Here is a 7,708-nt window from a genome sequence, read left to right on the forward strand (position 1 = left end):
AAGCATTTTACACTAAAGCTAGTGCCAAGGGTCATAACAGCCTAATACGCCAAATGACCATGACAGTGCGTAATAAATAGGCACAAACTATTGACAAATGACATATAGCAGGCTTATCATAGTGACAATAAGCGAAAAAACAGGATGCAAATGGAGCAAAAGGCTATATTTATTGACAGGGACGGCACAATTGTGGAAGACGTGCCATATTGCAATTCTCCCAGACGCGTTCGCTTACTGGACGGGGTTGGCAAAGCTATTAAGAGATTAAATGACCAAAGATACCTGGTCATTTTGATTACTAACCAATCCGGGGTAGCCAGAGGTTATTTTTCTGAAGAGACTTTAGGCAAAATCCATAACAAACTCAAAGAAGAACTGGACTGTTTCGGTGCCCGTCTGGATGATATTTTTTATTGTCCCCATCACCCCGGTCAGGGGTGCACCTGCCGTAAACCGGCGACTGGGCTTATTGATATGGTGGTTGAGAAATACGGTATTGATATCGGCCGTTCATATTTTATAGGTGACCGTTTTATAGATATTCAGGCGGCTAACCGGGCAGGTTGTCAGGCAGTGCTGGTGCCTTATGCTCCCCCCGAAACAGACTATTTTAAACAGGAAGTTGCTCCTGACAGCCGTCCGTCTTTTCTGGCGGCTGATTTTACCACTGCTGTAGATTGGGTACTGGCAGATGCGGCAGGCAAGGCGTCTGTTTCAGTGGTTATCCCCACTCTGAATGAAGAAAAGAATATCGGCTGTGTTTTACCCCGTCTTAGGTGTGTTCCGGGTATTACCGAGGTTATTCTGGTGGATGGTAAATCTACCGACAGGACTGTTGAAAAGGCCCTTCAGCTGTGGCCGGAAATAAAGGTGATAAACCAGCCCGGCCGGGGCAAAGGCAATGCCATGCGGGCGGGTTTCGAAGCCGCTACCGGAGATATCGTGGTGACCTTGGACGCAGACGGGTCACTGGCCCCTGAAGAACTTCCCCGTTACATAGGGCCTTTGTTTGAGGGTTACCAGATGGTTAAGGGTTCACGTTTCTGCCGGGGTGGCGGTACTTCAGATATGCCTCTTTTTCGCCGTTTCGGCAATTTTATCTTTACCAAAATGGCCAATCTGGTATGCGGTTGCCATTATACAGATCTGGTATACGGTTACCATGCTTTTCGCCGCCAGATACTGGATAGTCTCTGCCTGAGGAGTGACGGGTTTGAGATAGATACCGAAATGTATATACGTGCAGCCCGTATAGGGCTGAAAGTAAAGGAAGTTCCCAGCTACGAAGCAAGAAGGCTGGCGGGAACAGGCAAACTTAGAAGTTTCCATGACGGTGCCCGTATTTTACGGACTATACTGCGGGAGAATTTCCATGGCTGACCCGTTTATTTCGGTAGTGGTTTCAGCCTATAGCATGGAGCGTTATTCCGATTTGTTGTCCCTCATAGATAGCCTCAAATCCCAGTCATATACCAATTTTGAAGTAATACTGGTTATTGAAAAATCCGGCCAGCTTTTTTCCTGTCTGAACCGTTGCTTGGCACAACACCCTCACAACCGCAATTTCAAACTGTTCTTTAATGAAGGCATACCCGGACTGGCCAGTGCCCGCAATCTGGGGGTGGCCAAATCACAGGGCGAAATCATAGCCTTTATAGATGATGATGCGGCCGCTTCGCCGGAGTGGCTTGCCTGCATAGCCCAGTGTTTTGCAGGGGATAAAAAAATCATAGGTCTTACCGGTCCGGCCTTGCCTTGGTGGGAACATCCCGGCCTTAGCTGGTTCCCGTCTGAGTTTAACTGGGTTATAAGCTCTATGCCTTGCCTTCCACGCAGCCGTGGTTATATCAGAAATGCTTGGGGAACCAACATGGCTTTCCGTCGTGAAGCTTTTGAGGGCGGACAGGGTTTCAACCCTGAATTGGGTGCCAAGGGCGGCGGCTGTCACGGTAAATCAGAACTGGTGGGGGAGGATACCGAATTTTGCCTGCGCATTTGCAGACTTAGCAGTTTACATATTTTATATGCACCTGAAGTAAAAGTGATGCACCGGGTGTATAAATACCGTCTGAAGCCGGGTTTTATTGCTAAAAGAGCCTATTGGGAGGGGTATACCAAGGCGGTTTTTAAATACAGGCTGAGCAAGGAGACCAATCTTAAGGGGGTTTTGTCTGAAGAGCGGGGACTGCTTAAGCGGATTATTCTCCATCTTCTTCCCCTTAGCCTGTTAAATCTGCCCCTTAAACCCCGCCAATCCGCTTTAACTATTCTGACTACTTTAAATATCTTGTGTTCTGCCGGCTGGGGGTATTTGCGGGGAGCTGCCTCGGCCAGATTTATAGCAGACAAGGAGGCGGTAAATGCCTGAGGTTTTGATTACCGGCGGCTGCGGTTTTATCGGCAGCCATCTGGCAGATGCCCTGCTGGGGCAGGGTTTTAAGGTGAGGGTTCTGGATAACCTGTCAAACGGTTCACTTGAAAACCTTAAAGTCTGTGACCACGGGGATGAACTGACAGTAATAAATGGAAATCTTACCAACACAAATCTGCTGGATTCAGCCGTAAAGGGCTGTGAAGCAGTATTTCATCTGGCTGCCCATGCCAATGTTCAAAACAGTGCCAGAGATACCAGTATAGACCTTGAGAATAATACTCTGGCTACCCATAACCTGCTGGAATCCATGCGTAAAAACGGGGTGGGCAGGCTGATGTTTGCTTCCAGTGCGGCTGTTTATGGAGAAAGCGGATTGACAGTGCTGGATGAGGATTACGGTCCGCTTCTGCCCATTTCCCTGTATGGTGCCAGCAAACTGGCGGGAGAAGGGCTGGTAAGTGCTTACAGCCATCTGTACGGGCTGAAAGCCACCATGTTTCGCTTTGCCAATGTTGTAGGCAGCCGGCGGCGTAACGGGGTGATATATGACTTTGTAAACCGCTTAAAGAAAGACCCGGCTGCTCTTTCGGTACTGGGTGATGGAAGCCAGAGCAAACCCTATCTTCATGTCAGTGACTGTGTTGCCGGTATTTTACTGGGGTTTGAAAAATCAACCAAAACTCTGGGTTTGTATAATCTGGGCACACCTGATTCGGTATCAGTCAGGGACATTGCCTGCATGGTAGCCTCGGAAATGGGGCTTAAAAATGTCTGCTACAGCTACGAGGGTGGTGAGCGTGGCTGGCGGGGAGATGCCCCTCAGGTGCGTTTTGATATCAGCCGCATTTGCAGTTTGGGTTTTAAGCCCCGCTTCAGTTCACTTCAAGCTGTCAAACTGGCAATTAAAGAAACTCTGAAGGAGATTTAACTATGCAGGCGGTAATACTTTGCGGTGGTTTGGCTACCAGACTCAGACCCATTACCGAAAATATCCCCAAATGCCTGTTACCCATGGCCGGGCGTCCCTTTCTGCACCACCAGTTTCGCCTGTTGAAATCACAAGGCTTTGACAGGGCGGTGCTTTGCATAGGTCATCTGGGTGAAATGGTAAAAGATAGCTTTATGCAGGGAGATGAATACGGGCTAAAGCTGGTATACAGTCAGGAAACGGAAAAATTGCTGGGTACGGCCGGAGCTTTGAAAAAGGCTGAAGAGTATCTGGAAGATGAGTTTTTTGTAATAAACGGGGATACCTATCTGGAAATGGACTACCTGCATGCCTGGCAAACCTATACCCAAAGTGGCCGGGATGCCCTTATGGCAGTTTATGATAACAGGAACGGGCGTATAAATGCCCGCAATGATGTGGCACTTGATGAAAACATGCTGGTTAGATGTTATGAAAAAGACAGCCATTTGCCGGAGTTAAAGTTTGTAAATGCCGGAGCGCTTATCTTGAAAAAAAGCCTGTTTGCTACTCTGGAGGAGGGTAAGCCGTATTCGCTGGAGAGGGCTATACTCCCGGTGCTGGCAAACACCCGCCGGATGTTGGCTTACCCGGTGAAGCAGTGTTTTTATGACGTGGGTACGGTGGAGGGCATATATACCTTCTGCAATTATCTGGAGAACCAGACGGCATGATTATCAGCCGTACACCCTTCCGGATAAGCTTTGCGGGCGGAGGTACTGACCTTAGGGCTTTTTATTCCCTGAAAGCCGGTGAGGTGGTAAGCACTGCTATTAACAAATATATGTACATAACTGTCAACAAACGCTTTGACAGTACTATCCGTATCAGTTACTCCTCTACCGAGATAGTGAATACGGTAGAGGAAATATGCCATCCCATTGTAAGGGAGGCTTTGAAACTTACCGGTATAAGCGGTGGGATAGAGATTGTTTCTATAGCTGATATACCTGCCGGCACCGGTCTGGGTTCATCCAGTACCTTTACAGTCGGGCTGTTAAATGCCCTGTATGCCTATCAGGGCAAACTTTTGTCAGCTGAGGAACTGGCCAAACAGGCCTGCCGGATAGAGATAGACTGCTTGAAAGAGCCTATCGGCAAGCAGGATCAGTATATTGCCGCTTATGGGGGTATGTGCCATTTTCGGTTTGAACCAGACGAATATGTGGGGGTTTCTCCTTTGCCGCTGAAGACCGAACTTAAGGCAAACCTCAGTGAAAGTCTGCTCCTTTTTTATACCGGTTCTTCCCGTCAGGCCGGTACTATTCTGGCTGAGCAACAGGCAACCACCACCCGTCCGGATAGTTTCAAAAATTTAACTTACCTGACTGAACTGGCAGTTTCCTGCCGTGAGTGCCTGCTTGACCATGCTGTGCCGAAAGATATCGGGGCTATTTTACATAAAGGCTGGCTTGCCAAGAAGAACCTCAGCCGGGGTATTTCAAACCCTTATATAGACAAATGTTACCAGTCTGCCCTGAATGCCGGAGCTTATGGAGGCAAGATTTTAGGGGCAGGGGGAGGCGGTTTTTTGCTGGTGTGCGCACCGCCAGACAGGCATACTGCCATACGCAAGGCACTTTCCGATTTGCCGCAGGTGGACTTTGAGTTTGAACCTGAGGGCAGCAAAATAATTTATGTTTTATAAAGATTAAGACATTAAACGGAGGTAAATTATGATTATCAGCAAGCCAAGTAACCCCGGCAGTAAGGAAAACACGCCCAAAACAACAGATTCCAAGCCTGAAAAAGATATGGATTGCCTGCTTCGCGGTTATCTGGGGGGGTTGAGCCACTGTTTGGAGGAGCTGACCGCTCAGGATATATGCGGGGTAGCCGAGCTGATTTATCAGGCTTATACCCGCCGCCGCCAGATATTCATTGTGGGTAACGGGGGAAGTGCTTCTACTGCTTCGCATATGGCCCGTGACCTGCGTATAGGCACATCTCTTCGGGGCAAACCCCGCCTGCGTACCTGCAGTTTGGCTGACAATGTGGCTTTCATCACTTCTCTGGCAAATGATGTCAATTACGAATCTATTTTCACCGAGCAGCTTATCGGTCAGATAGAGCCCGGAGATGTTTTGATAGCTATAAGCTGTTCGGGCAATTCGGCTAATGTGGTGCGGGCGGCGGAGTACGCCAATGAATGCGGTGCTTCTACGGTGGGGTTAACCGGTTTCGGTGGGGGGCGGCTTTTAGAGATTTGTGATATTTGTGTAGTCCTTTCCAGCTGTGATTACGGGCAGGTGGAGGATGTGCATCTGAGTCTTGGGCATATATTTTCCTGCATGGTAAAAGCCCGTATAGAAAAAGAAACTGTCTAGATTAGGTATAGTTCCTTGGAAAAGATAATGAGCCTTTCGGTAGTAATCTGTACCCGAAACAGTGCCTCCACTATAAAGGCGTGTTTGGATTCGCTTATGCCTGCTTACCGGAGCAGCCTTATCCGCGAAATTATCATAGTGGACGCATGTAGTACAGATGCTACCTGCCGCATAGCCGGGAATTATCCTGTAAGGATATATTATGAACCCGGCAAAGGGGTTTACTTCGGTTATCAGTATGGTTGGGGAATATGTTCGGGGGAATATGTCCTTTTTCTGGATAGTGATGCCTATCTGGAAAAAATCAGCCTGGTGGGTGTTCTGAATATGTTTTCAGACCCGCAAGTGGGTTTGGTGGGTGTATATTCGTTCAGTCCGGACGGGAGCCGTTTGGGCAGGTGTGCCGGACAGTGGTGGGACTATCACCGTAACCGTCTTTTACCAAAAGCTCGCTCTTCACTCTTCGGGCGTTGGTATCACCGGGTGGTGGGTTTCGGTGCAGAGTATACCAGCGGGCCGTGTTTTATGGCCAGCCGCCAGTGTCTGGAAGCAACCGGCGGGTTTGCACCTGAACTGTATTTGTATTATCTGTATCCGAAGCTGGCGTATCCCGGAGATATTATTCTATCCGGACGGGCTATCCAGGCAGGTTATAAAGCGGTCTGGGCAAATGACGGGCGGGTGGGGCATTCCCCTCCGGGGGATTTACCTGCTTTGTGGCGTCAGCGCGCCAACTGGGGACGGGGTGATGCCGCTTATCTGGACATATGCCGGACAGGTTTTTCCAAAAGGGTGACGTGTGTATTATCGCGTTTAGCTTCCCCAGTGATGGCTCTGTATCTGGCAGTGAAATATCGCAACCTGTTGCACTTATGGTACTTGCCGCTGGCCCAGCTGGCATGGCTGGGTGGATATTTTAATTTCAGGCTGAAGCGTTGAAAAACGAGTCTGCTTTGCTTGCGTCTTCAAAGCTGTTTTGTATTTTGGCACTGGTTCTGTGGGGTTTAAGCCTTTCGGGAGATGGTTTTAACCCGGATATGGGAACTATGCTCAAACCGCCAATGCTTCTTTTTGTATCCGGTTTGGGTTTTTTGTGCCTTGGGTCAGTCTTTCTCTGGAAGATGCGTGCCTCCCAAACCCGTTTACTGTGTTTATATACTTTTATAATGCTGGCCATGCTCTGGCTGAGTCCGGTTATCATGCAGTCCAGCCCGGTTTCCGCCCAGTGGGCATATGGTATTTATTACCCCAATACCCAGTTTATAAGCCAGACCGGCGGTATTGACCCAGCTGGGTATACATTTCACAACTGGCCGGGGTTTTTCATACTGGATTACAGTCTGTCGGCTGTGGCAGGTACTTCCTGTCTGGATTTTATGGCCTTTTACGGGCCGTTTCTTATGCAAGTCTTGATACTTGTGCCTCTATATTGTTTGTTTAAGAATATTATTCCCAACCCCAATCACCGTTTTGCAGCTATCTGGGTATTTTATCTGGCGAATTGGGTAGCCCAGCTTTATTTTGTGCCCCAAGGAGTGGGGGTTTTCTTTTTGATTTGCCTTTTAGCCATTATTACCAGCCCCGGTTTTTCAGCTTCTGAGGGTAACGCCGTTTCCCACCGGGTGGTTATTATTCTGGTGCTGGCGGCACTGACCGTCAGCCACCTGTTGACCTCTATAGTGGCCTTGCTGTGTGTGGGGGCTTTAACTTTGAGCCGTCTGGTAAAGGGATTTAATTTGGGAATATTAGCCGGGATGCTGGTGGGTTGCTGGACTATTTACGGGGCGGCTACCCAGTTTGATTCCCAGCTGCCGGATTTTGTTAACCGTGCCTTTGAGCTTGAAAACCTTTTCCAGTTTTCTTCCTCCAGTGGAGGGGGAGATGCAGGGGCGGCTTTTCTGGAGATTTCGCGGGCGCGGTTTATTTTCTCCGGGCTGTTTGCCGGGCTGGCGGTTCTGGGTGTGCTTTTATCCCTCAAATACCGCAACCGTTTTGATTTTTCACTCCTTGCTCTGGAAGGAGTGGCTATAGTAATTT

General features: G+C 48.8%; 8 protein-coding genes. All 8 read left to right on the top strand.

The features are described 5' to 3' along the window. Nucleotides 1–150: 150 nt before the first annotated feature. The gene (locus WC259_RS06755) at nt 151–1,383 is read left to right on the top strand and encodes an HAD-IIIA family hydrolase (protein WP_061977050.1); all 1,233 of its coding nucleotides are present in this window, start codon (nt 151–153) and stop codon (nt 1,381–1,383) included. Next, nucleotides 1,376–2,371, top strand: a complete 996-nt coding sequence (locus WC259_RS06760) for a glycosyltransferase family 2 protein (protein ID WP_372643766.1) — start codon at nt 1,376–1,378, stop codon at nt 2,369–2,371. Before WC259_RS06755 ends, WC259_RS06760 begins: the two co-directional genes overlap by 8 nt. Continuing rightward, entirely contained in the window at nt 2,364–3,305 is a 942-nt protein-coding gene (locus tag WC259_RS06765; RefSeq protein WP_011928662.1) for an NAD-dependent epimerase/dehydratase family protein, read from the top strand. The genes WC259_RS06760 and WC259_RS06765 overlap by 8 nt, the downstream gene beginning before the upstream one ends. A gap of 2 nt (nt 3,306–3,307) precedes the next feature. After that, nucleotides 3,308–4,018, top strand: coding sequence for a nucleotidyltransferase family protein (locus tag WC259_RS06770; RefSeq protein WP_011928661.1), 711 nt, complete (start codon nt 3,308–3,310; stop codon nt 4,016–4,018). Beyond that, a complete protein-coding gene (locus tag WC259_RS06775) occupies nt 4,015–4,992 on the top strand; it encodes a GHMP kinase (RefSeq protein WP_011928660.1) in 978 nt (325 codons plus the stop codon). Before WC259_RS06770 ends, WC259_RS06775 begins: the two co-directional genes overlap by 4 nt. Nucleotides 4,993–5,020: 28 nt before the next feature. Then, entirely contained in the window at nt 5,021–5,671 is a 651-nt protein-coding gene (locus WC259_RS06780; protein ID WP_011928659.1) for an SIS domain-containing protein, read from the top strand. Nucleotides 5,672–5,686: 15 nt separating this feature from the next. Then, nucleotides 5,687–6,610 (top strand): glycosyltransferase family 2 protein, encoded by a 924-nt coding sequence (locus WC259_RS06785; RefSeq protein WP_011928658.1) that lies wholly within the window; start codon nt 5,687–5,689, stop codon nt 6,608–6,610. After that, nucleotides 6,607–7,708 (top strand): hypothetical protein (locus WC259_RS06790; RefSeq protein WP_372643771.1); only part of this gene is annotated, 1,102 nt, incomplete at its 3' end. The genes WC259_RS06785 and WC259_RS06790, both read left to right, overlap by 4 nt.

The organism is Dehalococcoides sp., assembly GCF_041654235.1.
GTDB classification, from domain to species: Bacteria; Chloroflexota; Dehalococcoidia; order Dehalococcoidales; family Dehalococcoidaceae; genus Dehalococcoides; species Dehalococcoides mccartyi_B.

Bases quoted from the DNA above. Each gene is read 5' to 3' on its own strand.
- WC259_RS06755 (WP_061977050.1), top strand. From the start codon at position 151: ATGGAGCAAAAGGCTATATTTATTGACAGGGACGGCACAATTGTGGAA.
- WC259_RS06760 (WP_372643766.1), top strand. From the start codon at position 1,376: ATGGCTGACCCGTTTATTTCGGTAGTGGTTTCAGCCTATAGCATGGAG.
- WC259_RS06765 (WP_011928662.1), top strand. From the start codon at position 2,364: ATGCCTGAGGTTTTGATTACCGGCGGCTGCGGTTTTATCGGCAGCCAT.
- WC259_RS06770 (WP_011928661.1), top strand. From the start codon at position 3,308: ATGCAGGCGGTAATACTTTGCGGTGGTTTGGCTACCAGACTCAGACCC.
- WC259_RS06775 (WP_011928660.1), top strand. From the start codon at position 4,015: ATGATTATCAGCCGTACACCCTTCCGGATAAGCTTTGCGGGCGGAGGT.
- WC259_RS06780 (WP_011928659.1), top strand. From the start codon at position 5,021: ATGATTATCAGCAAGCCAAGTAACCCCGGCAGTAAGGAAAACACGCCC.